Source organism: Mycobacterium sp. NTMscope_Eco_3, from assembly GCF_976985685.1.
The window spans coordinates 5077759-5102776 of the sequence record NZ_CDRJYZ010000001.1 but is presented as its reverse complement, the minus strand read 5'-3'; the positions used below and the strand labels follow the sequence as shown (position 1 = coordinate 5102776).

The following is a 25018-nucleotide window of genomic DNA, read 5'->3' as shown; positions in this document are numbered from 1 at the left end:
CACGGGCCGATGACGCTTGGGCCACGCGCGAATTACGTTTGCTCGCTGGAACTTTCGGGCTGGGACGGCTCGGCTGGGTCGGCCGGCGTGGCTGAGTCGACGGCCGGCTCGGTGACGGCCGGCTCGGCAGCCGCCGGCCCCGCCGGCTTGCCGCGGCGGGCCTTGTGTTGAGCCTGGTGCTCCTGGGCGACCGCGAACGCGGCCGCACCCTGAATCCGGTGAAAGCCCTTGCGGTCGTACAGGTGCGTGACGATGCCGCCGAGCAGCAGCCCGATGACGAGGCCCACCGACGTCATGGTCAGCGCCTGGGTCAGGCCCGCATCCCCGCGGCCACCGAAGTACAGCAGCGACCGAGCGCCCAGGAAAACCTGGTGCATCGGCTCGAATTCGGCCAGCCAGCGGAAGAAGGACGGCGTCGCCTCCAGCGGCACCGTGGCTCCGGCCGACGGCAAGCCGAGGATCACGAAGATGAGCATGCTGACCAGCATCCCCGCCGTGCCGAGCACCGAGAGCAGGGAACTGGACGTGATGCCCACCGCGGCGATCGCGAACACGCCGAACGCCCAGAGTTGCCAACTGAGATCGATGGGCATGCCCAGCGCGTCGGCGATCCACAGGTACGCCGCCGAGGTGAGCAGCCCGAGTAACACCATCATCGCCCACTTGAGCAGCAGCGTCTGGAATCTGGAGATCCTGACCTGCTCGGCGAACCGATACACCGGGCCGAATTCGGCCGGCACATAGCCGAGTAGCGCGTCCACCAGCGTGCTGACCACGATGCTGCCGGTGAATCCGGCCAGCAGTAGCAGCAGCGCGTAATAGAAGGCGGACAAACCGTTGCCGGTGCCGTTGGGCAGCGGGTTGTAGACGACCGATTGGATCTCGATGGGGGCGGCCAGCCCCACCTGGGCCGCGCCGGGAAGGGGCGCGCCGCCGGTCTGCGCGGCCACCTCCGCCATAACCCGTTGTCCCGCTATGCCGTTGGCCATGCCCATGGCCGTGCTGAGGGTTTGGCCGGCGATGCTCGCGCCCAGTGTGCCGGCCCGCGGGTTGGTGGAGACGGTGATCGACGGCCGTTCGGCGCGGGCGGGCACCACCGCGCTGGTCGCGAAGTCCCGCAGCCTGGACGAGAAGCTGGGCGGTATCACCACCGAGCCGTACACCAGGCCGGTGTCCAGTTGATGTTTGGCCTCGCCGCGGGAGAGCACCCGGACGTCGAACTTGTTCTTGTCCAACCCATTCACCAGCCGGTCGGTGATCTGCGCGCCGCCGGGGCCCGCGTCCTCGTTCACCACCGCGATGGGGAAATGGTGCAGGTTGGTGCTCGGGTTCAAGATGCCGCCGAGGTAGAGCGCGCACAGCGCCGACATCAGCGCCAACGTGATGACCAGGGGCGCCCCCCAGAATCGCGCGGTGCGGATCGCCTTGATGTTTCGGTTGGGGTTGGGTGCCGCGTGCTGCGCGTGCGAGTGAGGCATGCCGACTCCTGTCTGTCGTGCCCACTCTATGGGCTGCGTCGCCGGCCCTCTATGGGCTCAGTCGCCCAGCTTCGCGTGCATCTCCCAGATCAGCAGTTCGGAGGGCTCGCTCGCAGCCGCGCGCCGGCCGTCGGCGTCGGCCAAGCGCACGGCGTCGCCCACGCCCAACTCCCCGATCCCTTCGATGCTGACCCGGCCGCGGGCCAGGAAAAGATGCAGGTAAGGCGCCACTGGGAGGTGCACGGCCGCCCCGGCCCGCAGCCGGGCGGCGTGCAGCGCGGCGTTGCGGTTGTGCAGGGTGATGGCGGCGTCCTGGGCGCGCATGCCTGAGGCGATCGTCACAAGGTTGTCGTCCAACATTTTCGGGTCGATCTCGTGCTGTTGGTAGCTCGGGTCGATGCCGGATTCGTCGGGCACCACCCACATCTGCACGAAATGCACCGGCTCGCTGGCGGAGTCGTTGCGTTCGGAGTGCAGGATGCCGCGACCGGCCGACATGCGTTGCGCCAGTCCGGGATAGATGACTCCGCGGTTTCCGGTGGAGTCGTGATGGGATAGTTCGCCTCGCAGCACCCAGGTCACGATTTCCATGTCCCGGTGCGGGTGTGTGTCGAATCCCGTTCCCGGGGCGACGATGTCGTCGTTGTTGACGAGCAGCAGCCCGTAATGGGTGTTGTCGGGATCGTAGTGGTCGCCGAAGGAGAACGAGTGCCGGGAGGTCAACCAGGGTGTGGTGGTGACGGCCCGATCGGCCGCGCGCCGGATCTCCGTGGTGGCGGACATGGTCCCAGCGTAATCCCGGTCGGGTCAGCCGACCGCGGCGGTGAGCAGCCCCTGGGCATGCCGGAGCGCGGCGTCGAGTTCGGGCAAAGTCAACCCGGTGGCGTGGCCAAGGTGGATCTCGATCTGGTACTCCGGCTGTCCATCGGGGGCGAAGATCGGCAGTACGACGAATTCGGCGGTGGCCAAGTCTGTTTCGAGGATGTCGGTGACCGACTGCAGGGTCACCATCGTCATCAGCGTGGTGAGCTGTCGGGTGACGTGCGCCGTCGGCTCCAGCGAGGCCAACAGCTCGGCCAGCCGACTGTGCAGCGACTGGTGGGTGTCGTCGAAGCGCCAGGCGCCATAGCCGCGGGCGCGGATATCGGCCAGTACCCGTTGGTGCTGCGCGATTTCGGCGCGGGTGAGGCGGGGCGTCACGCGATGCAGCCAGGCCCGGATGAAATCGTCGTCGCGCCAGGCCATGGCGACCAGACCGAATGGCGGGTCGATGGGGAAGCGCTGCCCTACAGCGTGTTCGCCGTCGGTGCCGTGGCCGACCGTGTCGACGGTGGTCAGGTGCCGAGCGCCGATCTTCGACATGGAGCAGCCCGCGCCGAGCGTGTCGTGCAGGAAGCGCAGCGCGTCACGCCCGCGGTCCAGCAGGGGAAACTGCTCGCGCAGCCCGTGCACCAGCCCGAACAGCCCGCTGCCCAGGACGTAGCGCCGATTTCCGCGCCGCGCCACCCAGGCGCGCCGTTCCAACTCGGCCAGCACGAGGGCGCACGTCGAGGTGCTGATCGCGCACCTCTTCGCCAGCTCGGCCGATGTCAGTCCGTTCGGTGACTTCGCCAGGGCCGCAAGGACATCCATCACCCGCGCGGTGGGCGGTGATTTGGCGCGCGCTTCGCCGCGCGTCTCCGCCATTGACGTATCCACCGCCGCCTCCCTACGATCCGTCCAAAATGCAAGGATATACGTCCTAATATTAGGAGATCGTCGTGCTGAAGGTGGGAGTGTGGGGACCCGGTTCCATGGGCGTGGTCGCCCTGCGGGGGGTGATCGACCATCCGGAGCTCCAACTGGTCGACGTCGTGGTGCACAGCGACGCCAAGGCCGGCCGCGATGCCGGGGAGCTGTGTGGCATCGCGCCCGTGGGCGTGGTGGCCACCCAGGATCCGGCGGCCATGCTCGCCGGCGACGCCGACGCGGTGGTGTACGCCGCCGGCGCGAACCTGCGGCCGCTGGAGGCGGTCGAGGACATGGTGTCGATTCTGCGGGCGGGAAAGAACGTGGTGTCGTGTTCGGTGGTGCCACTCGTCTTTCCCGACGCGGTCGACTCCGCGTTCACCGAGCCGCTGCGCCAGGCCGCGATCGACGGTGGGGTGTCGTTCTTCACCACCGGCATCGACTCCGGGTTCGCCAATGACGTTCTGCCGCTGGTGCTTACCGGTGTCTCCCGGGTGATCGAATCGGTGCGGGTGACGGAGATGTTCAACTACGCGACCTACCCGGACCGCTCCGCCGTGTACGAGATCCTCGGGTTCGGCCAACCGCCGGAGTATCCGGCGTTCGCGGCGACGCCCGGGGTGTTCACGTTCGGCTGGGGCCCCGTGTTGCACCAGCTCGCCGCCGGGCTGGGGGTCAAGATCGACAACATCGAGGAGGCCAACGAGCGGATCCCCGCCGACGAATCGTTCGACACGCCGACGGGGCACATCGCGGCCGGAACGATCGCGGCCATGCGCTCGACGCTGACCGGTTTCGTCGGCGGAAAACCGACTTTCGTCCTCGACCACGTGACGCGCATGCGCGACGACATCGCCCCGGACTGGCCCCAGCCGCACATCTGCATCCCGCCCAAGGACCTCGGTTACGGCATGGCGTCCGGTCGGGGGTTGTACCGCGTGGAGATCGAGGGTTCCCCGAGCATGCGGTGCGAATTCGAGATGGCCGAAGACCACGACCACGACCTGGGGGCGCGCATCGCCGGCTCCTCGCGGATGGTCAATGCCATCCCCGCGGTGTGCGCGGCCCCGCCCGGGTTGCTCTGCGCGCTGGACCTGCCGCTGATCACCGGCGCCGGCCTGGTGCGTCCGGTGCCCGGCCCGCCGCCGGACAGCCGGCTGTTCTAGCCCGGCAATCGGGCCTCGCCTAAGACCGGTCGCCGGGATACGTCGCGGCGGCGAGTTCCAGGATCTCGGCGCGGTCTGCCGGCAGGATGAATCCAGAGCGGATCGCCGCGTCGAGCGCGGCGGTGAAGCGTTCCAGGTATTCCGTGCTTCCGCCGGGATAGAGCCGGCGCAGCGTAGTGGCGTCGAAAAGCTCGCCGGAGCCGAAAATCATCGACATGATGCTCTCGTCGCCGCCCAGGCCCGACGTCCGGGCGACCGGCACGTCCACCCAGGGGGTCCGAAGGCCGCCCCGGGTGAGGCCATTGCCGTCCAGAACCGGTTGTGGCCCTTCGGTTTCGCGAACCTCGAGGGGCTCGGCGCTGGGCGGCGGCCCGCCGCCGGCGACCCAGGTGTTGAGCGCGGCGAGCGCGGCCTGCACCACATAGTGGTGTTGCGGACCGAAGTTGATGCAGTGCGCCAACTGCTGGCCCATCAGCATGTTGGTCGGCGCGTAGGCGGCGGCGATGGCCTCGAGCGGCGCCGAGCCGCTGTCGATGAACGCGGCCTGGATGGTGTAGTTGTCGGCATGGGCGGCGCCGGCGATCTCCCAGACCCGCAGGTATTGGTTGTCGGGCTGCCGCGCGAAGTAGTAGCCCTGCCGGGCTCCGCCGAAGACGTCGGTTTCGGTGATGACCGTCAGCAGCGGGACGCGCAGTTCCGGCCGGAACCCAACCCCTTGCGGCTCCTCGGCTTCCGCGAAGATCGAGGTACCGTCGAGCGGGGCGGCCGGGCCGAAACGGGAATGGACAAGGAACCCGTCGTAGCTGCGGGCCAACGGGTCGATCGCATTGATGTAGGTCGTCAGGAACATCGCCGACTGCGATTCGCCCAGCGCAATGACGCGCCGCACGGGCAGATCCCGCACGAGCGCATGGCGTTCGGCGCTTTTGAGCAGGCAACCGATTTGCGAGAAGATGTCGTAGGAGAAGGCGTCGCCCGGGTGGTGCAGGGGCGCATACCGTTGCGGATCCTGGCTTTTCAGCGACATGTCGGCGCCGAGCAGGCTGTCGCCGCCCTCGACCCCCACCCGCTGAGCCGAGACCCCGACATAGGCGTAACCGGCGCGGACGATTTCGCGATGCGCCATCATCCATACCGCGGGAGCGTCGATGCCGCCGCTGACGTTGAGCCATTCGACCAGTACTGTTCCGTTAAACCGAGTCGGATCCGACGGGGTCAACACCACGATGCGCGTCGTGTAATCGGCTGAGCCCGAGGGTGTGACGTCCCAGCGGCCGTCCGGTCCCAGCTCGGTCACCGCGGTATAGGACGAGGCCGTCGCGGAAACGAAGAACTCCTCGACGCGATAGCCCACGTCGGCGAGGTCATAGGCGCTCAGCAGCAGCAGCGGCTTGCCGGGCGCGGCCGTGACCTGGGCGGTGGAACTCGTCATCGCAACCTTCTTACCTGTGACCCGCGGACAGCGAACTGGGTAGCCCGAACTTCGTGAACAACGTGTCATCGAGGAACGCCACCACGTGAGACACCTTCTCGCCGTGCACATCCAGCACGTGCAACTGGAAGCGGACATGTTCGTCGCCGGCGCGCATGTACATCGCCGCGGCGAGCTGACCGTTGGCGACCAGCGGTAGCAGTCGCATGTCTCCGCTCGCCTCGGCCGGGCATTGCTGACGGATGAGCGTGACGATGTCCGTCACGCCCCGATACCAGCCCGCGTACGGCGGCATTTCCCAGATCGCCTCCGCGGTGAACATCTCCACCAGGCGGTCGATGTCGTAGGTTTCGAATGCGGCGATGTAGCGGGCCAGCAGGTCTTGGGCCTCCGGCGAATCCGGCGGCGCCAGTTGATCATTGGCGCTGGGTCCGACGGCGTCCAGCTGCGACCGGGCCCGCTGCAGCAGGCTGTTGACGGCGGTCGTGGTGGTACCGACCGCCTCGGCGACCTCGGCGGAGCGCCACTGCAGCACGTCGCGCAGGAGCAGCACGGCCCGTTGTCGCGGCGGAAGGTATTGCAGCGCAGCCACAAACGCCAGCCGCACCGACTCCCGCGACCCGACGACCACCGACGGGTCCGCCGGGTCATCGGTCAACGTCGGTAGTGGCTCCAGCCAGGGCACTTCACGGCGCTCCACCAGCTCGGCGGTCGGGTCCGAGCTGGGGGCGCCCAGGCCCACCGGCAACGCCCTGCGCCCTTTGCCCTCCAGCGCGCTCAGGCAGGTGTTGGTGGCGATGCGGTGCAGCCACGTCCGCAGCGAGGACTTTCCTTCGAAACGGTCGTAGGACTTCCAGGCCCGCAGCAACGTCTCCTGCACCAGATCCTCGGCGTCGTGCAAGGACCCGGTCATCCGATAGCAGTGGGCGAGCAGCTCGCGGCGATACGGCTCGGCCTGCGCCGAGAAATCGGTCCCCAGCACCGAGTCGCCTTCGGAGTTTTGCGCGAGAAGGCTCACGCGGATGAGCCTACGCAGTGTCCGCAACCCCGGCCCGCATCCCAGCCACTACGCTGCACCTCAATGACTAGGACCACCCGATGAACCGCACCGAACGCAGTTTCGACGGATTCGGCGGTGTGCGCATCGTCTACGACGTCTGGACCCCCGACACGGCACCGCGGGCGGTCCTGGTGCTGTCGCACGGCCTCGGCGAGTACGCCCGCCGCTACGACCACGTCGCCCGGCGCTTCGGCGAGGCGGGCCTGGTCACCTACGCGCTGGATCATCGCGGACACGGCCGCTCCGGCGGCAAACGGGCGGTGGTGCGCGACATTCACGAGTACACCACCGACTTCGACACCCTGGTCGGGATCGCCACCCGGGAATACCACGGCCTCAAGCGCGTCGTGCTGGGCCACAGCATGGGCGGGGGCATCGTCTTCGCCTACGGCGTCGAACGCCCGGACAACTACGACCTGATGGTGCTGTCGGGACCCGCGGTGGCGGCCCAGGACCAGGTATCGCCGCTGCTGGCCCTGGCCGCCAAGGTGCTCGGCGCCATCGTGCCCGGGCTGCCCGCGCAGGACCTCGACGTCGACGCCATCTCGCGCGATCCCGCGGTGGTGGCCGCCTACAAGAGCGACCCGCTGGTATACCACGGCAAGGTGACGGCCGGCATCGGCCGCGCGTTGCTGCAGGTCGGTGAGACGATGCCGCAGCGGGCGCCGGCCCTGACCGCGCCGCTGCTGGTGGTGCACGGCTCCGAGGACCGGTTGATTCCCGTCGCCGGCAGCCACCGCCTGGTGGAATGCGTGGGGTCCACGGACGTCGAGCTCAAGGTGTATCCCGGCCTGTATCACGAGGTCTTCAACGAGCCCGAGCGCGAGCAGGTACTCGACGATGTCGTCTCCTGGATCACCGCTCGGCTGTGAGGCAAGAATGTCGGAGCGCTCCCGTACCTTGGCGCCAATGACTCGCGCCGGTGACGATGCAGAGCGAGGCGATGGGGAGGAGCGGCGCCGATGACCCGCGCCGGTGACGATGCAGAGCGAAGCGATGAGGAGGAGCGGCGCCGATGACCCGCGCCGGTGACGATGCAGAGCGAAGCGATGAGGAGGAGCGGCGCCGATGACCGACGACAAGATGCTGGCGCGCATCGCCGCACTGCTGCGTCAGGCCGAAGGAACCGATAACACCCACGAGGCCGACGCGTTCATGTCGGCCGCGCAGCGGCTCGCGACGGCCGCGTCCATCGACCTTGCGGTGGCGCGCTCCCATTCGGCCCAGCGTTCGGCCGCGCAGGCCCCGACGCAGCGCACCATCACGATCGGCGCGGCGGGCGCCAAGGGGTTACGGACGTATGTTCAGCTCTTCGTGCTGATCGCCGCCGCCAACGACGTTCGATGCGACGTCGCATCGAATTCGACGTTCGTCTACGCCTACGGGTTCGCCGAGGACATCGACGCCAGCCACGCGCTGTATGCCAGCCTGGTCGTGCAAATGGTGCGCGCGTCGGACGCCTACCTGTCCTCGGGTGCGCATCGTCCCACGCCGACGATCACCGCCCGGCTCAACTTTCAGCTGGCCTTCGGGGCGCGCGTCGGGCAGCGGCTGGCCGAGGCCCGCGACGAGGCCCGGCGGGAAGCCACCAGGGACCGGCGGCGTGCGCCGGGAACCGCAATCGCCTTGCGGGACAAGGAGGTTGAGCTCGTGGACTACTACCGCGGCGCGTCGAAGGCGCGCGGCACCTGGCAGGCCAGCCGGGCGTCGGCCGGGTATTCCTCGGCGGCGCGGCGCGCCGGCGATCGGGCCGGGAAGCGAGCGCGGCTCGGCAACAGCCCCGAACTCCCGGGGGCGCGGAGCGCGCTGAGCGGATGACTGCCGGGAATTCCCCGCGACGGGATTCTCAACGGTCCAGGGTGTATGCGGCCGAGGAGTTCGTCCGCACGCTGTTTGACCGTGCGGCCCAGCACGGCTCACCCGCGGTGGACTTCTTCGGCACGCAGTTGACGCTGCCGCCCGAAGGCCGGTTCGGCTCGGTGGCCTCCGCCCAGCGCTACGTGGACGACGTGCTGGCGCTGCCGGCGGTGCGGCAGCGATGGCCGGGGGTGGCGCCGTTGCGGGTCCGGCCGCGGCGGGCCGCCACCGCTGCGCACTACGAAAACCACGACGGCGCAGGCATTATCGCGGTCCCCGACCGTGACACCGCCGACTGGGCGCTGCGTGAGCTGGTGATCCTGCACGAAGTGGCGCATCATTTGTGCCAGGCCGAGCCGCCGCACGGCCTCGAGTTCGTTGCGACGATCTGTGAGTTGACGGAGCTGGTGATGGGACCCGAACTGGGGCATGTGCTGCGCGTCGTCTACGCCAAAGAGGGTGTGCGGTGAGAGATCCCGACGATCGGGCGCGCGAGATCGAAGCCCAGATGACCGACGACGAGCGGTTCTCGCTGCTGGTCTCGGTGATGGGGGCCGGTGACATGTGGCCGGTGCGCGACGAGCGCATCCCGGCGGACACGCCGATGAGCGCGGGGTACGTGCCCGGGGTCCCCCGCCTCGGGGTGCCGCCGCTGCGGATGAGCGATGCCGGCCTGGGCATCACCAACCCCGGCTACCGTCCGGGCGACACGGCCACCGCGCTGCCCGCCGGGCTGGCGCTGGCCGCCAGCTTCGATCCGGCGCTGGCCCGGTCCGCCGGCGACGTGATCGGCCGGGAGGCGCGCAGCCGCGGAATCAACGTGCAGCTCGCCGGGGCGATGAACCTCGCGCGCGATCCGCGCAACGGCCGCAACTTCGAATACCTTTCCGAGGACCCGCTTTTGACCGCCGCGATGATCGCGGAGTCGATCGACGGCATCCAGCGCCACGGCGTCATCTCGACCGTGAAGCACTACTCGCTGAACTGCAACGAGACCAACCGGCACTTCCTGGACGCGGTCATCGATCCCGACGCGCACCGCGAATCCGACCTGCTGGCCTTCGAGATCGCGATCGAGCGGGCGCAACCCGGCGCCGTGATGACCGCATACAACAAGATCAACGGCGTCTACGCCGCGGCAAACGATGTTTTGATCAACGAGGTGCTCAAGGGCGCCTGGGCCTATCGCGGCTGGGTCATGTCCGATTGGGGCGCCACGCCGAGCTGGGAATGCGCGCTGGGCGGTCTCGACCAGGAGTGCGGGGCCCAGATCGACGCGCTGCTGTGGCAGGCCGAGGCCTTCGGTGCGCCGCTGCGCGACGCGTACACCGACGGCAGGCTGCCCAAGGGGCGCCTGTCGGACATGGTCCGACGGATCCTGAGGTCCATGTTCGCCGTCGGCATCGACCGCTCCGAACCGGGTCCGGCCCCGGATATGGCCGCACACAACGAGGTTGCGCTGCGCATAGCGCGGCAGGGGGCCGTGCTGCTGACCAACCGGGGGGCGCTCCCGGTGGCGCCCGAGTCGGGCCTGCGCATCGCCGTCATCGGTGGTTACGCGCACCTGGGTGTGCCCGCCGGTTATGGTTCGAGCACCGTCGTTCCCCAGGGCGGCTACGCGGGCGTGGTCCCGATCGGCGGCGCGGGACTGGAGGCCGGGCTGCGCAATCTGTACCTGCTGCCGTCGTCGCCGTTGCAGGAGTTGCGAAAACAGCTGCCGCAGGCCCAGATTGAGTTTGATCCCGGCATCAGCCCGGCCGAGGCGGCGCGGGCGGCGCAGCAAGTCGACATCGCGATCGTGTTCGCGGTGCGCCCCGAAGGGGAGGGCTACGACCTCGCCGACCTGTCGCTGCCGTGGGGCCAGGACGAGATGATCGCGGCCGTGGCGGCGGCCAACCCCAATACCGTGGTAGTGCTCGAGACCGGCAACCCGGTGAGCATGCCGTGGCGCGACGCGGTGAATGCCGTTGTGCAGGCGTGGTATCCGGGTCAGGCCGGCGCCCGGGCGATCGCCGAGATCCTCACCGGGCGGGTGAACCCGTCGGGCCGGTTACCGATCACCTTTCCGGTCGATCTGGACCAGACGCCTCGCCCGCGGCTACCCGGCTCCGGCGAACCGTGGGGGACGGCGAGCACGATCGCGTACTTCGAGGGCGCCGATGTCGGCTACCGCTGGTACGCGGGCAACGGCCACCAGCCGATGTTCGCCTTCGGTCATGGCCTGTCCTACACCAGGTTTGACTACCGTGACCTGGTGCTCACCGGCGGTGAGACCATCACCGCCACGTTCAGCGTCGTCAATGCCGGCGATCGGGCCGGGGCGGAAGTGCCGCAGCTGTATGTGACGGCTGTCCCCGGCGGACCGTGCCTGCGGTTGCTGGGATTCGAGCGGGTCGAGCTCGACCCGGGCGACACCTGCCGGGTGCGGATCGAGGCCGATCCGCGTCTGCTCGCCCGCTACGACGGCAGCGCCGGAAGCTGGCGGATCGAGCCGGGCGTTTACACGGCGGCGGTGGGCATTTCGGCGTCGGCCATGCGTCTGTCGGCCGCGGTGGCGCTGACCGGCCGTGCGTTCGGGCGATGACTCACGCGGGCTGACGCCCGAACGCACGGCCGTGCCGGCGCGTTACTCGACGGGGGTCAGCGCGTCGCCGCACGTGCAGCGGTACCCCTCGCCCGCACCCGAGCAGTGGCAGGGGACCTCGATGCGGACACGGCAGCCGCAGCGTTCGTGACCGCACGTCAGCAGGGTCCCGGCTTCGTAAGTTGCCATTTGATTCACCCTTTTCTCCTGGTGTGACTTGTGCGGCGCGGTTCGGCCGCACTTTCACCATATACCCCCCATGGGTATATGGTGAACGGCGGCGACGGGCCCGTGGCGGGCCGGCCGTCGTGCAAGGGCCGGGTGGGCGCCGCTAGCGTTGACGCCATGAGCGAGAAACCGACCCCCCACGACGTCGACGCATTCCTGGACAGCACGGTGGTTGGCGACGACCCGTCCTTGACCGCCGCGCTCGAGGCCAGCAACGCGGCCGGGTTACCGCCGATCGCGGTCTCGGTGCAGCAGGGAAAGTTCTTGAGCCTGCTCGCCGGCGCCATCGGCGCGCGGCGCATCCTCGAGATCGGCACCCTGGGTGGCTTCAGCACCATCTGGCTGGCGCGCGGCGCCGGGCCGCAGGGCCGGGTGGTGACGCTGGAATACGAGCCGAAGCACGCCGAGGTGGCGCGGGGCAACCTGGAGCGCGCCGACGTCGCCGATCGAGTCGAGGTGCTCGTCGGCGCGGCGCTGGACACGCTGCCGACGGTGACCGGACCCTTCGATCTGATCTTCATCGACGCCGACAAGGAGAACAACCTTGCGTACCTTCAGTGGGCCGTCCGATTGGCCCGTCCCGGCGCAGTCGTGGTGGTGGACAACGTGATTCGCGACGGTCAGATTCTGCGGCCGGATTCCGACGACGCCCGGGTGCGGGCGACCCGCGAGACGCTACAGGCGATGGGCGAGCACCCGCGGCTTGACACCGCGGTGATCCAGACGGTGGGGGCCAAGCACTGGGACGGCTTCGCCTTGGCGCTGGTGCAGTAGCCTCAGCGCGGGCACAGGTCGGCAACCGCTTGCCCGGCGGAGGTGAGTTCGCCGATCCGCAGGGCGGTTTCACCGGCGTACAGGGCCGCGCCGTCCAGCCACGAATCGGGCACACCGGCCACCGGTGCCAGCGGCGTGAAGAACGGAAGGGCCGGCGACTGCAGGCGCATCAGTGCGCCCGCATCGAAATAGCCCAGCGCCGACAGGGGACGGCTGGCCGCGTTGAGGGCCGCCGGCACAGCCTTGGCCCGCCCGTCGGGCCGACACCACCGGTGGGTGGCCGCGTTGGGCACCACGCGGTGCCGTAGCGGCCAGCTCAGCCCGAACAGGTTTGTCTCGATCGTCCTGTCCGCCCGAAGGATTCGCCGCTGATACTCGCGGCTCGCATTGGCCTCGTGCGTCAACAGGAATCGCGTGCCTGCGATCACGCCGTCGGCGCCGCCGTCCAGCGCGGCGCGAGTGTCGGCGGCCGTGGCGATGCCGCCGGCCAAAAACACCGGCCGGCCCCCGGCCGCGCGCAGGGCGTGCGGCAAAAAATCCAGGGCGGGCACGGTCCCGACGAGGTGCCCGCCGGCCTCGCGCCCCTGCGCGATCAAACCGTCGGCGCCCGAGGCGATTGCGGCGCGCGCCTGCGCCTCGGTGCCGACCATCACAAAGACGAAGATCCCGGCGTCCCGCAGGTGCTCGACGAGGCCGCGTTTCTCTCCGAACGCCAACACGACGACGTCCACGCGGGCATCGACGCACACCGCGACGTGGTGGCGATGCACAAAGGGCAGCAACAGGTTTACCGCGACGGCGCGACCCGGCGCCTGCTCGCGCACCCGGTCGATCGAGGCGCGCAGCCGGCGCGGCGTGTCGATGCCCAGGGTGCCGAGCCCGCCCGCGTTGGCAACGGCGGCCGCCAGGCTCGCCCCCGCCAGCCCGCCGCCCATGCCGGCCTGCCCCACCGGGCAATCGAGCCGCAGTCGGTCCGCGATGTCCATGCCTGAAGACGCTACGCGGTTCCTCGAATTGGACAGCGATCGAGCGTAATCTTGACGTCAGATGGATGGGTGCAGCCCAGCTCAAAAGGCTTGCTGCATAACAGAAAGGTCACAAAATGAGTACAGTCCATTCATCAATCGATCACCACCCCGATTTGTTGGCGCTGCGCGCCCGCTACGAGCGCGTCGCCGAGTCGATGAGTGCGCATTTCACCTTCGGCCTGGCTCTGCTGACCGGTCTGTACGTGGCCGCGTCACCGTGGATCGTGGGATTCAGCGCGACGAGGACGCTTGCCACGTCTGACCTGATCGCAGGGATCGCGGTGGCGTTCCTGGCGTACGGGTGCGCGACGGCGCTGGATCGTGCGCACGGCATGACGTGGACGCTGCCGGTGCTCGGCGTGTGGGTCATCGTGTCGACGTGGATCGTGCCGGACGTCGTGCTGACCACCGGCATGACCTGGTCGAATGTCGTCGCGGGTGCGTTGTTGACCTTCTTGGGCCTCAACGCCACCTACTTCGGCATGCGCACGCGCGCCACGGGCACCCACGCCTAGTCCCGAACTCGGTTAGGCCACAAGTCGATTCGCCGCCTGGCCGGACGATCCGGTCAGGCGGAGATCAACCGCAGACTGCGCCGATCGCGGCCGAGCTGACCAGCTTGACGTACTTGGCCAGCACCCCGGTCTTGTAGCGCGGCGGCGGCGGCGTGAAACCCGTTCGGCGAGAATCGAATTCGGCGGGATCGGTGAGCACGTCGAGGACATGATTGGCGACGTCCAGGCGGATGCGGTCGCCGTCGCGCAGAAACGCGATCGGCCCGGCGTCCACCGCCTCGGGGGCGATGTGGCCGACGCACAGGCCGGTCGTCCCGCCGGAGAACCGGCCGTCGGTCAGCAACAGCACGTCCTTGCCGAGGCCGGCGCCCTTGATCGCACCGGTGATGGCGAGCATTTCCCGCATGCCGGGGCCGCCCTTCGGCCCTTCGTAGCGGATCACCACCGCGTCGCCCTTGGTGATGGTGCCGTCCTCCAGGGCGTCCAGCGCGGCGCGCTCGCCGTCGAAAACCCTTGCGGTGCCTTCGAACACGTCGGAATCGAAGCCGGCCGACTTGACCACCGCGCCCTCGGGCGCCAGTGAGCCGCGCAGGATGGTGATTCCCCCGGTGGGGTGAATGGGATCGCTCAGGGCCCGCAGCACCTTGCCGTCCGGGTCGGGCGGGGCGATCTCGGCCAGGTTCTCGGCCAGGGTCGCACCGGTCACCGTCAAGCAATCGCCGTGCAGCAGGCCGGCATCCAGCAACGCCTTCATCATCACCGGCACACCGCCGATGTGGTCGACGTGGGACATGACGTGGCGGCCGAACGGCTTGACGTCGGCCAGGTGCGGAACCTTCGACCCGATGCGGCTGAAATCGTCGAGCGTGGGACGGCCAGCAGGTGCAGCACCGCGTTGGTGGAACCGCCGAACGCCATCACCACCGCGATCGCGTTCTCGAACGACGTCGGCCAGGTGCGGATCGTGCGGCTGAAATCGTCGAGCGTCAGCGCGACGTCGGCCTCGTGGGCGATGGCCAGCAGGTGCAGCACCGCGTTGGTGGAACCGCCGAACGCCATCACCACCGCGATCGCGTTCTCGAACGCCTCCTTGGTGAGGATGTCGCGGGCGGTGATCCCGCGCCGCAGCAGTTCGACGACGGCCGCACCGCTGCGCCGCGCGAACCCGTCGCGGCGGCGATCGGTCGCCGGCGGCGCCGCGCTGCCGGGCAACGACATCCCGAGCGCCTCGGCCGCGCTGGCCATCGTGTTGGCGGTGTACATGCCGCCGCAGGCGCCCTCGCCGGGACAGATCGCACGCTCGATGGCGTCGACGTCCTCGCGCGGCATCAGCCCGCGGGCGCAGGCCCCCACCGCCTCGAACGCGTCGATGATGGTGACCTCGCGCTCGCTGCCGTCGGAGAGCTTGGCGACCCCGGGCAGGATCGAACCGGCGTAGAGGAACACCGAGGCCAGGTCCAGCCGCGCGGCGGCCATCAGCATCCCGGGCAGCGACTTGTCGCAGCCGGCCAGCAGCACCGAGCCGTCGAGGCGTTCGGCCTGCATCACCGTCTCGACGCTGTCGGCGATCACCTCGCGCGACACCAGCGAGAAGTGCATCCCCTCGTGGCCCATCGAGATGCCGTCGGACACCGAGATGGTGCCGAACTCGAGGGGGTAGCCGCCGGCGGAGAACACCCCCTCCTTGACGGCCTTGGCGAGCCGGTCGAGCGAGAGGTTGCACGGCGTGATCTCGTTCCAGGACGACGCGACGCCGATCTGCGGCTTGGCGAAGTCCTCGTCTCCCATGCCTACGGCCCGCAGCATGCCACGGGCGGCGGCCTTCTCCAGGCCGTCGGTGACGTCACGACTACGCGGCTTGATGTCGGCGGTCCGAGCCGAATCGGTGGTGGGCATTGTTCAAGTATGCGCTGGCCAGTCGCGATGCCCGTTCCCGGGGTAATACCCCGCCGGGGTATAAGGTGGACGTGGCGGCACGGCAGGCGTAACGGCAGGGGTGAAACGAACATGACCGACGAACACGGGTACTCGCAGCAGAAGGACAATTACGCCAAGCGGCTGCGGCGCATCGAGGGCCAGGTGCGGGGGATCGCCCGCATGATCGAGGAAGACAAGTACTGCATTGACGTCCTGACCCAGATCAGCGCCGTCAACAGCGCGCTGCGTTCGGTCGCGCTGAATTTGCTCGACGAGCACCTGAGCCACTGCGTCACCCGCGCCGTGGCCGAGGGCGGCGACGAGGCCGACACCAAGCTCACCGAGGCCTCCGCCGCGATCGCCCGCCTGGTGCGCTCCTGATCGCAGGGCGTGTTGCCACGCCAAGTTGGAGGAACCGGCAGTCGGTGTGCGTACGGTAGGGGAGCGCGACCTCGGCGACGTTGCTCAGCCGATTGCGCACACCCAACCGATGACTGTGATGACTGCCGAAACCGCCAACACAGCCGCGCGAACGTGGACGCCACGGATCGCGGCTCAGCTCGCCATCCTCGCGGCCGCGGCCTTCACCTATGTCACCGCCGAGATCCTGCCGGTGGGCGCGCTGCCGGCGATCGCCCGCAACCTCAACGTCAGCTTGGTCCTGGTGGGCACCCTGCTGTCCTGGTACGCCCTGGTGGCGGCCCTGACGACGATCCCGCTGGTGCGCTGGACCGCGCACCTGCCCCGCCGCCGCGTGCTGGTCGCGAGCCTGACCTGCCTGACCGCCTCGCAGCTGATCTCGGCGCTGGCGCCCAACTTCGCGGTGCTGGCCGCCGGGCGGGTGCTCTGCGCGGTCACGCACGGCCTGCTGTGGTCGGTCATCGCGCCGATCGCGATCCGGCTGGTGCCGCCCAGCCACGCCGGGCGCGCCACCATGTCGATCTACGTCGGCACCAGCCTGGCGCTGGTCGTGGGCAGCCCGCTGACCGCGGCCCTGAGCTTGATGTGGGGCTGGCGCCTGGCCGTCGTGTGCGTCACCGTCGCGGCCGCGCTCGTCACGATCGCCGCCCGGGTGATGCTGCCGGAGATGGTGCTCACCGACGACCAGCTCGCCCACGTCGGGCCCCGGTCCCGCCACCACCGCAACGGACGGCTGATCACCGTGAGCGTGCTGGCGATGATCGCGGTCACCGGCCATTTCGTCTCCTACACGTTCATCGTCGAGCTCATCCGCAACGTCCTCGGCGTGCGCGGGCCGAACCTGGCGTGGGTGCTGGCCGCCTACGGGCTGGCCGGCCTGCTGTCGGTGCCGCTGGTGGCGCGGCCGCTGGACCACCGGCCCAAGTCCGCCGTCATCCTGTGCATGACGGGCCTGACGGCCGCCTTCGTGGTGCTGACCGCGCTGGCGTTCGGCGGCCGGTCCGGCGCGACGACCGCGCTGATCGGCACCGCCGCCATCGTGCTGTGGGGGGCCATGGCCACCGCCGTATCGCCGATGATGCAATCCGCCGCCATGCGCAACGGGGCCGACGACCCCGACGGCGCGTCGGGGCTGTACGTGACGGCGTTTCAGGTCGGCATCATGGCCGGCTCGCTGGCGGGTGGGCTGCTCTACGAGCACAGCGTCACGATGATGCTGATCGCTTCGGCGATCCTGATGGCGGTCGCGCTGGTCGGCATCGCGGCCAACCGGCGGATGCTGGACGTCCCGCAGCCGCGGCCGACAAGCTCACGCGATTCATAACCGCCCAGGTCAGAGGCGTGTTCCGGGAGCCATCGGGGCCGCCGGCGGCCGCCGGCGACGATCGACGGCGCGCGCCCTATGCCAGACTGTGTCGAGTACACGAGTGGAGGTATGCATATGTCGGGCTGGACGAGGGCCTGGACTTTCAAGGGTCTCTTCGCCGCTCTGAACGTCACCGGCTGCGGCGCCGTCATGACCCTGGCACTGGTGCTGAGCGCGGCCCCGGCGCTGGCCGACCCGGACCCGGCTCCCGCTGACCCGGGCGCCGTCGCCGCCCCGCCCGGCCCGCCGGATCCCTTCGCGCCGCCACCCCCGCCCGACCCGCTGGCGCCCCCGCCCCCGCCCGACCCGGCGGCGGCGCCGCCCTGGGTTCCCCCGATGGCGGAACCCGCCGCGGCCTCGGCCGCCGGCCAGAACCCCACCCCGTTCACCGGGACGGCGCCGTTCGGGCCGCCGAAGATCCTTCCCGCGGGCGGGTCGACCGTGGGCGTCGCCCAGCCGATCATCATCAACTTCCCGGGACGCGTCGACGACGCCGGCGCCGCGGAAGGCGCGGTCCACGTCTCGTCGGTGCCCGCGGTCCCGGGCAAGTTCTACTGGATGACCCCCACGCAGCTGCGCTGGCGGCCATTGAGCTTCTGGCCCGCCCACACCGCGGTGACCGTCGACGCCGGGGGCACCGTGTCGAGCTTCCGAACCGGGGACACGCTGGTGGCCACGGCCGACGACGCCACCCATCAGTTGACCGTCACCCGCAACGGCACGGTGGAGAAGACGATCCCGATGTCGATGGGCATGACGTCCGGCAACCACCAGACCCCCAACGGCACCTACTACGTGCAGGACAAGAAGCCGTCGGTGGTGATGGATTCGTCCACCTACGGGGTCCCGGTCAACTCGACCTACGGCTACAAGGTGACGGTGGAGGACGCGGTCCGCTTCGACAACGTCGGCGACTACGTGCACAGCGCCCCGTGGTCGGTGGACGACCAGGGCAAGCGCGACGTCAGCCACGGCTGCATCAACATCAGCCCCTCCAACGCGAAGTGGTTTTTCGACAACTTCGGCGCGGGAGACCCGATCATCGTGAAGAACTCCACCGGCGGCAGCTACAAGAAGAACGACGGCTCCGCCGACTGGATGAACTAGCTCTCCGCGAGCAGACGCAGAATCGCCCATTTCCACGTGAAATCGGGCGATTCTGCGTCTTCTCGCCCTCACCTCGCCGCGGGGTCTTCCGCGGGGCCGGCGATTATGTATAGCATCATATATAACGCGGCCTGAGGAGCGGCGATGCGCGGACCACGCGAACGGATGGTGACGTCGGCCGCGCTGCTGATCAGGGAGCGCGGCGCGCACGCCACCGCCATCTCCGACGTCCTCGAGCACAGCGGGGCGCCGCGCGGATCGGCCTATCACTACTTCCCGGGCGGCCGCACGCAACTGCTCTGCGAGGCGGTGGACTACGCCGGCGACCACGTCGCCGCGATCATCGCCGAGGCCGAGAGCGGCCCCGAGCTGATCGACACCCTGATCGACAAGTACCGCCGCCAGCTGCTCGACAGCGACTTCCGCGCCGGCTGCCCCATCGTGGCCGTGTCCGTGGAGGCGGGCGAGCCGGCGGACGCCGAGCGCATGGCGCCGGTGGTCGAGCGCGCGGCGGCGGTGTTCGACCGCTGGACCGACCTGATCGCGCAGCGCTTCATCGCCGACGGGATAACCCGGGAGCGCGCAGGCGAATTGGCGGTCCTGGCCACCACCGCGCTCGAGGGCGCGATCGTGCTGGCACGGGTGCGCCGCGACCTGATGCCCCTGGACGTCGTCCGCCGCCAGGTGCGCGAGCTGCTGTCGGCCACGTCGTCGTAATCAGGTGACCGGAGAGGATGTCCCGCAGTGACCACAAACGAGACCGGTGAATGGCAATCCAGCGCCTGCATCCTGTGTGAATGCAACTGCGGCATCGTCGTTCAGGTCGACGATCGCCGGCTGGCCCGCATCCGCGGGGACAAGGCGCACCCGGCGTCGCAGGGCTACACCTGCAACAAGGCGTTGCGGCTGGACCACTATCAGAACAGCCGCACCCGGCTGACCTCTCCGCTGCGCCGCCGCGCCGACGGCAGCTACGAGGAAATCGACTGGGACACCGCGATCGTGGAGATCGCCGAGGGGTTCAAGCACATTCGCGATGCCTACGGCGGGGACAAGATCTTCTACTACGGCGGCGGCGGGCAGGGCAACCATCTGGGTGGGGCGTACAGCGGCACCTTCCTGAAAGCGCTGGGCTCCCGCTACCGTTCGAATGCGTTGGCGCAGGAGAAGACCGGCGAGGCCTGGGTCGACGGGCAGTTGTACGGCGGCCACACCCGGGGCGAGTTCGAGCACGCCGAGGTGGCGGTGTTCGTCGGCAAGAACCCGTGGATGTCGCAGAGCTTTCCGCGCGCCCGGGTGGTGCTGAACGAGATCGCCAAGGATCCGGCCCGGTCGATGATCGTCATCGACCCCGTCGTCACCGACACCGCCAAGATGTCCGACTTCCATCTGCGGGTGCGACCCGGCACCGACGCGTGGTGCCTGGCGGCGCTGGCGGCCGTCCTCGTCCAGGAAAACCTGTGCGACGAGACGTTTCTCGCCGAGCACGTGCACGGGGCCGACACCGTCCGCGACGCGTTGCGCGAGGTTGCGGTGGCCGACTACGCGCAACATTGCGGGGTCGACGAGGAACTGCTGCGCGCGGCGGCCCGGCGCATCGGCGCCGCCGCGAGCGTGTCGGTCTTCGAAGATCTCGGCGTGCAGCAGGCGCCCAACAGCACGCTGTGCTCCTACCTGAACAAGCTGCTGTGGGTGCTCACCGGTAACTTCGCGAAACGGGGCGGCCAGCACCTGCATTCGTCGTTCGCGCCGCTGTTCGGCCAGTTCTCCGGCCGCACACCGGTCACCGGCGCCCCCATCATCTCCGGGTTGGTGCCCAGCAACGTGATTCCCGAGGAAATCCTGACCGACCACCCGGACCGCTTCCGGGCCATGATCGTGGAGAGCAGCAATCCCGCTCACTCGCTGGCCGATTCGACCGCCTGCCGCGAGGCCTTCGAGGCGCTGGAACTGATGGTGGTCATCGACGTCGCGATGACCGAGACCGCCAGGCTCGCCCATTACGTGCTGCCGGCCGCGTCCCAATTCGAGAAACCGGAAGCCACCTTCTTCAACCTGGAGTTTCCGCACAACACGTTCCAACTGCGCCGTCCGCTGCTGGCGCCGTTGCCGGGAACGCTGCCCGAGCCCGAGATCTGGGCCCGGCTGGTGCGGGCGCTCGGCGTGGTCGACGACGCGGACCTGCGGCCGCTGCGCGACGCCGCTCAGCGGGGTCGGCGGGCATATGCCGAGGCCTTCCTCATCGCGGTGGCCACCAATCCGACTGTGGCCCAGCTGCTTCCGTATGTGCTCTACGAGACGCTCGGACCCACGCTGCCGGAGGGTCTGCGCGGCGCGGCCGCGCTCTGGGGCCTGGCCCAGAAGACCGCGATGAACTATCCCGACGCGGTGCGGCGCGCCGGTCACGCCGACGGCAACGCGCTGTTCGACGCGATCCTGGACAACCCGTCGGGGGTGACGTTCACCGCCCACAACTACGAGGACGACTTCGCGTTGATCAGCCACTCCGACCACAAGATCGCGCTGGAAATCCCGCCGCTGCTCGACGAATTGAGGGCGCTGGCCCGCACCCCGGCCGAGCTGACCACCCCGGATTTCCCGATCGTGCTGTCGGTGGGGGAGCGGCGCGCCTACACCGCCAACGACATCTTCCGGGACCCGTCCTGGCGCAAACGCGACGCCGACGGCGCGCTGCGGGTGAGCGTCGAAGACGCCCAGGCCCTGGGGCTGGTCGACGGATGCCGGGCCCGCATCAGCACCGCGGCCGGCACCGCCGAGGCCACCGTCGAGATCACCGAGACCATGCTCGCCGGACATGCCGCCCTGCCCAACGGCTTTGGGCTCGACTACATCGACGACGACGGTCACACCGTCGTTCCCGGCGTGGCCCCGAACGCGCTCACCTCGTCCGGGTGGCGCGATCCCTACGCGGGAACGCCGTGGCACAAGCACGTGCCCGCCCGCATCGAGGCCGCTGATCGAGAGAGATTAGCCCACCAAAACCTATAGGTCGATTCGTTGAAGATGTGGTCTAGCTCCGCCACGTACCCGCCACGCGCCCCCACCAACCAGAGATGCCATAGCGCACACGTCAGCCAGTGTTGCTGCAGCGATCGAAAGCAGCTCTGCTCGCGTAGCGTTGCCGGGGTAATAGAAGATGTGCACCCTCGCCTTCAGGAGCGCGTCAAGCTCGTCTGGCCGTTCGAGAATCTTCGTGTCCTTAGCAATGGCGGCCCAACGCTCTTCGCCACATCGCGCCAACCAGATCGCATCTGGCGTCCCTTGGGCCTCATGTCGTGATCCGAACACGCTCCACGGCGTATGTACGACATAGCCCAGATCTTCAAAGAACCGGCGGAGGCTCTTCCCCGCCAGCCCTTCGTCGATGTAGAACTCAGGCGGCGCGGCCCAAGAGGATGCGGGCGGCGGTTCCAACATCATGGACTGAAATTCCGAACTCGTCAGCGACAGTCTCGGCGGTTTCTCCAGCCTTAAGCATCGCAGCTACATCGATCATGCGAGCGCCTGACGCTCCAAATCGGGGTTGACCGAACCCGTACTGAGGATCAACGATCACCTTGGAGGGTTCGCAGCTCTGCAGTCTGAGCCGCGTGGGTTGCCCGTTGTCTTCGCGCGATATGTAAGTGAGGTAGTCCTCGACGATCGCCCTGATCACCGTTTGACCCGTGCGGGCTTCGATGAGCCCTCGTCCGCCTGGCGTTTTCGAAAAGTCCCATAGAACGTCTATTCCATCGGTGGCGAGGTTTGGAGCCGTGAGGGCGTATTCAGTGCCGAACTCACGCTGAAGCACACTCAGGGCTGGACGAATCTTCCGAACTTGGACGCCAGCAGTACGGAGGGCCTCAAGGACATACGCCTCGGTCAGCGTTATGAAGCTGACGGACGCGACTCGACGGCCAGTGAGTCCGGCACGATTGCTGTCACTTTTGGCGGAGCCGCCTACAGGATGCCTGGGCTTTACGGTGCCGACGACTTTGCCTCCGCGGACGTCAGAAAACGCGTCTGAGTCGCTGGGGCGATCGGCGAGATGAAGCAGAGGCTCCCCTCTGGGGTATCCCCTGGCCCAACGGTGGAAGGTCTGCTGGCTTATAGCCAGATAACGTGCCGCGTCGGTTAGGTTCATGATTGCGCGGCGGAACTCTGGTGCGAATTCGTTGGCCGTCATAATGGTGATTGTCGCAGAAGGTACTGACGATTTACTCGTCGCAAGTCAATCGGTTTTCAGCTGCAACTTCTCCGTTGCTTACCCGCGGTCCCTCTAGTCCTTCTTCGGAGGCCTTGTCACGACAGCTGGCGCCGCCCGGGTGGGCCTCAGTTCCAGATCTTGACCCGGCGTTCCGGCTCCAAGAACAGCGAGCCGTTATCGGCGCCGTCGAAGGCGTCGTAGAAGGCGTCCATGTTGCGCAGCACGCCGTTGCAGCGGAATTCCGGCGGCGAGTGCGGATCCACCGCCAGGCGCCGGATCGCTTCGGCGTCACGGGATTTGGTGCGCCACACCTGCGCCCAGCCGTAGAACACGCGCTGCACACCGGTCAGGCCGTCGATCACGGGAGCGGGCCGGCCGTTCAGCGACAACTGGTAGGCCAGCAGCGCGATCGACAGCCCGCCCAGGTCTCCGATGTTCTCTCCGACAGTGAACGCGCCGTTCACGTGGTGGCCGCTCGCCAACTCGCGCGGGGTGTACGTGTCGTACTGCTCGATGAGGGCCTTTGTGCGGGAGCCGAATTCGGTGCGGTCGGCGTCGGTCCACCAGTCGATCAGGTTTCCGTCGCCGTCGTACTTGGCGCCCTGGTCGTCGAACCCGTGGCCGATCTCGTGCCCGATCACCGCGCCGATGCCGCCGTAGTTGGCGGCGTCGTCGGCCTCGGCGTCGAAGAACGGTGGCTGCAAAATGGCTGCCGGGAAGACGATTTCGTTCATGCCGGGGTTGTAGTACGCGTTGACCGTCTGCGGGGTCATGAACCACTCGTCCTTGTCCACCGGCCCGCCGAGCTTGGCCAGCTCGCGGTCGTGGTTGACGGCGTACCCGCGCTGATAGTTGCCGTAGAGGTCGCTGCGGTCGATCACCAGGGTGGAGTAGTCCCGCCACTTCGCCGGGTAGCCGACCTTGGCGGTGAACTTGTCCAGCTTGGCCAGCGCCCGCTCCCGGGTCTGCGGCGTCATCCACTCCAGGTCGTTGATGCTGATCCGGTAGGCCGCCTGCAAGTTGGCCACCAGCTCGTCGATGCGGGCCTTCGCGCCGGGCGGGAAATGCCGCTGCACGTAAAGCTTTCCGACGGCATCGCCCATCAGGCTCTCGACCAGCGAGACCGCCCGCTTCCACCGGTCCCGGATCTGCTCGGTGCCGGTCAGCCGGCGGCCGTAGAAGTCGAAGTCCGCCGCCACCAGCTCGTCGGTCAGCCAGGGAGCCCGGGCGCGGATCACCCGCCACCGGGCCCAGCTCCTCCACACCTCGATGTCTTCGTTGCGCCACAACTCGGCGAACGACCGAACGTAATCGGGTTGGCGCACAACGATTTCCGCGAGCGACTCGACCTTGGCGCCGAGCGCGGCGGCCCACGTGTCCCAGTCGAAGCCGACCGACTCCTCGCGCAACTCCGCGAACGTGCGCAGGTTGTAGGTGAGGTCGGCATCGCGGCGCTTGACCACATCCCAGTGCGCCTCGGCCAGCCGGGTCTCCAACGCGACGATGCGCTCGGCGGTCCGGATGTGGCCTTCCGGGTCCCCGCCGAACACCAGGCCGAACATCCGCGCGATGTGCCCGGGGTAGGCCTCGAGCAGCTCGGCGTGCTGCTCCTCGCGGTAGTAGGACTCGTCGGGCAACCCGAGCCCGGACTGGGTGAAGTGCACCAGGTAACGGGCCGAGTTCTTGGCGTCGGTGTCCACATAGAGCGCGACACCGCCGCCCACCCCGGTGCGCTGCAGGGCGCCGAGGGCGGCGGCCAGCGCGTCGGCGTCGGCGGCGTCGCCGATCACCGCCAGCTCGTCGAGCAGCGGCCGCACGCCGCGGCGCTCGACGGTCTCCTCGTCGAGGAAGCTCGCATACAGGTCGCCGATGCGCTGCGCGTCGGCGTCGCCGGCCGAACGCTGCTCGCTGGCCTCGACGATCAGGTCCCGCACCTGTTCCTCGGCGCGGTCGTACAGCTGCCGGAAGGCACCGTCGGTGGCCCGGTCCGCCGGGATCTCGTATTCGGCCAGCCAGCGGCCGTTGACGTGACCGAACAGGTCGTCTTGGGGGCGGATGCTGTCGTCTACGTAGCTCAGGTCGATGCCCGAGCGGAGCGCCGTATTCGTCACCCCGCCATCCTTCCATCTTTGCCGGGTGCAACGATCGGGC

The 25018-nt window shown here is 68.7% G+C and carries 22 protein-coding genes and 1 pseudogene; 12 read left to right on the top strand and 11 right to left on the bottom strand.

All coding sequences use genetic code 11. The features are described from left to right. Window positions 1-32: 32 nt before the first annotated feature. From AC0KTM_RS23670 to AC0KTM_RS23660, 3 genes are read right to left on the bottom strand one after another with little or no spacing between them, the layout of a single operon-like run. Window positions 33-1478: a YhgE/Pip domain-containing protein gene (locus AC0KTM_RS23670; RefSeq protein WP_238957123.1), complete on the bottom strand. Its 1446-nt coding sequence runs from the start codon at window positions 1476-1478 to the stop codon at window positions 33-35. A 57-nt stretch (window positions 1479-1535) separates the two neighbouring features. Then, on the bottom strand, window positions 1536-2261 hold the full coding sequence (locus tag AC0KTM_RS23665; RefSeq protein ID WP_238957122.1) for a pirin family protein: 726 nt from the start codon (window positions 2259-2261) through the stop codon (window positions 1536-1538). Between the two features lie 24 nt (window positions 2262-2285). Beyond that, window positions 2286-3164, bottom strand: coding sequence for a MarR family transcriptional regulator (locus tag AC0KTM_RS23660; protein WP_238957121.1), 879 nt, complete (start codon window positions 3162-3164; stop codon window positions 2286-2288). A gap of 74 nt (window positions 3165-3238) precedes the next feature. On the opposite strand from AC0KTM_RS23660, the gene AC0KTM_RS23655 reads away from it, so the two are divergent. Beyond that, on the top strand, window positions 3239-4372 hold the full coding sequence (locus AC0KTM_RS23655; protein ID WP_472416847.1) for an NAD(P)H-dependent amine dehydrogenase family protein: 1134 nt from the start codon (window positions 3239-3241) through the stop codon (window positions 4370-4372). Window positions 4373-4391: 19 nt separating this feature from the next. Here AC0KTM_RS23655 and AC0KTM_RS23650 read toward each other — a convergent pair whose 3' ends face one another. Both AC0KTM_RS23650 and AC0KTM_RS23645 read right to left on the bottom strand, forming a co-directional pair. Next, complete coding sequence (locus tag AC0KTM_RS23650; RefSeq protein WP_225327186.1) at window positions 4392-5804, bottom strand: alpha/beta hydrolase domain-containing protein; 1413 nt, start codon at window positions 5802-5804, stop codon at window positions 4392-4394. 10 nt (window positions 5805-5814) lie between these two features. Continuing rightward, window positions 5815-6867 (bottom strand): sigma-70 family RNA polymerase sigma factor, encoded by a 1053-nt coding sequence (locus AC0KTM_RS23645; RefSeq protein WP_425326365.1) that lies wholly within the window; start codon window positions 6865-6867, stop codon window positions 5815-5817. Window positions 6868-6902: 35 nt separating this feature from the next. On the opposite strand from AC0KTM_RS23645, the gene AC0KTM_RS23640 reads away from it, so the two are divergent. The 4 genes from AC0KTM_RS23640 to AC0KTM_RS23625 all read left to right on the top strand — a co-directional run bounded on the left by AC0KTM_RS23640 (window position 6903) and on the right by AC0KTM_RS23625 (window position 11305). After that, window positions 6903-7736 carry an alpha/beta hydrolase gene (locus AC0KTM_RS23640; RefSeq protein WP_472416845.1) on the top strand — a complete coding sequence of 278 codons (834 nt, stop codon included), beginning with the start codon at window positions 6903-6905 and terminating at the stop codon, window positions 7734-7736. 196 nt (window positions 7737-7932) lie between these two features. After that, window positions 7933-8682, top strand: coding sequence for a DUF2786 domain-containing protein (locus tag AC0KTM_RS23635; protein WP_225327184.1), 750 nt, complete (start codon window positions 7933-7935; stop codon window positions 8680-8682). Beyond that, complete coding sequence (locus tag AC0KTM_RS23630) at window positions 8679-9191, top strand: TIGR04338 family metallohydrolase (RefSeq protein WP_225327183.1); 513 nt, start codon at window positions 8679-8681, stop codon at window positions 9189-9191. The genes AC0KTM_RS23635 and AC0KTM_RS23630 overlap by 4 nt, the downstream gene beginning before the upstream one ends. Beyond that, the gene (locus AC0KTM_RS23625; RefSeq protein ID WP_472416842.1) at window positions 9188-11305 is read left to right on the top strand and encodes a glycoside hydrolase family 3 protein; all 2118 of its coding nucleotides are present in this window, start codon (window positions 9188-9190) and stop codon (window positions 11303-11305) included. Before AC0KTM_RS23630 ends, AC0KTM_RS23625 begins: the two co-directional genes overlap by 4 nt. 42 nt (window positions 11306-11347) lie before the next feature. Here AC0KTM_RS23625 and mymT read toward each other — a convergent pair whose 3' ends face one another. Further along, window positions 11348-11494, bottom strand: a complete 147-nt coding sequence (gene mymT / locus AC0KTM_RS23620) for a copper-binding metallothionein MymT (RefSeq protein WP_472416840.1) — start codon at window positions 11492-11494, stop codon at window positions 11348-11350. A gap of 156 nt (window positions 11495-11650) precedes the next feature. Between mymT and AC0KTM_RS23615 the strand changes: the two genes are divergently transcribed. Next, window positions 11651-12307 carry an O-methyltransferase gene (locus AC0KTM_RS23615; protein ID WP_472416838.1) on the top strand — a complete coding sequence of 219 codons (657 nt, stop codon included), beginning with the start codon at window positions 11651-11653 and terminating at the stop codon, window positions 12305-12307. Window positions 12308-12309: 2 nt separating this feature from the next. Here the strand turns inward: AC0KTM_RS23615 and AC0KTM_RS23610 are convergent, their stop codons facing one another. Continuing rightward, complete coding sequence (locus AC0KTM_RS23610) at window positions 12310-13293, bottom strand: nitronate monooxygenase (protein ID WP_472416836.1); 984 nt, start codon at window positions 13291-13293, stop codon at window positions 12310-12312. 116 nt (window positions 13294-13409) lie between these two features. Here AC0KTM_RS23610 and AC0KTM_RS23605 point away from each other — a divergent pair, with 116 nt between their 5' ends. Further along, entirely contained in the window at window positions 13410-13850 is a 441-nt protein-coding gene (locus tag AC0KTM_RS23605; protein ID WP_225327179.1) for an SPW repeat protein, read from the top strand. Window positions 13851-13914: 64 nt separating this feature from the next. Here AC0KTM_RS23605 and ilvD read toward each other — a convergent pair. After that, a pseudogene (ilvD, locus tag AC0KTM_RS23600) lies at window positions 13915-15746 on the bottom strand (dihydroxy-acid dehydratase). A 111-nt stretch (window positions 15747-15857) separates the two neighbouring features. Between ilvD and ricR the strand changes: the two are divergent. From ricR to AC0KTM_RS23575, 5 genes are all read left to right on the top strand, one after another. After that, window positions 15858-16148 (top strand): copper-sensing transcriptional repressor RicR, encoded by a 291-nt coding sequence (gene ricR, locus AC0KTM_RS23595; RefSeq protein WP_225327177.1) that lies wholly within the window; start codon window positions 15858-15860, stop codon window positions 16146-16148. A 118-nt stretch (window positions 16149-16266) separates the two neighbouring features. Then, entirely contained in the window at window positions 16267-17511 is a 1245-nt protein-coding gene (locus AC0KTM_RS23590; RefSeq protein ID WP_225327304.1) for an MFS transporter, read from the top strand. A 117-nt stretch (window positions 17512-17628) separates the two neighbouring features. Continuing rightward, window positions 17629-18660, top strand: a complete 1032-nt coding sequence (locus AC0KTM_RS23585; RefSeq protein ID WP_238957114.1) for a L,D-transpeptidase — start codon at window positions 17629-17631, stop codon at window positions 18658-18660. Window positions 18661-18804: 144 nt separating this feature from the next. Beyond that, window positions 18805-19377: a TetR/AcrR family transcriptional regulator gene (locus AC0KTM_RS23580; RefSeq protein ID WP_238957113.1), complete on the top strand. Its 573-nt coding sequence runs from the start codon at window positions 18805-18807 to the stop codon at window positions 19375-19377. Between the two features lie 27 nt (window positions 19378-19404). Further along, a complete protein-coding gene (locus tag AC0KTM_RS23575; protein WP_238957112.1) occupies window positions 19405-21669 on the top strand; it encodes a molybdopterin-dependent oxidoreductase in 2265 nt (754 codons plus the stop codon). On the opposite strand, the gene AC0KTM_RS23570 is transcribed toward AC0KTM_RS23575, so the two are convergent. From AC0KTM_RS23570 to AC0KTM_RS23560, 3 genes are all read right to left on the bottom strand, one after another. After that, window positions 21664-22098 (bottom strand): PIN-like domain-containing protein, encoded by a 435-nt coding sequence (locus tag AC0KTM_RS23570; protein WP_425326364.1) that lies wholly within the window; start codon window positions 22096-22098, stop codon window positions 21664-21666. The genes AC0KTM_RS23575 and AC0KTM_RS23570 overlap by 6 nt on opposite strands. Continuing rightward, window positions 22055-22846 (bottom strand): DUF433 domain-containing protein, encoded by a 792-nt coding sequence (locus AC0KTM_RS23565; RefSeq protein WP_238957111.1) that lies wholly within the window; start codon window positions 22844-22846, stop codon window positions 22055-22057. Before AC0KTM_RS23565 ends, AC0KTM_RS23570 begins: the two co-directional genes overlap by 44 nt. Window positions 22847-22992: 146 nt before the next feature. Next, window positions 22993-24978, bottom strand: a complete 1986-nt coding sequence (locus AC0KTM_RS23560; RefSeq protein ID WP_238957110.1) for a M13 family metallopeptidase — start codon at window positions 24976-24978, stop codon at window positions 22993-22995. Window positions 24979-25018: the final 40 nt, after the last annotated feature.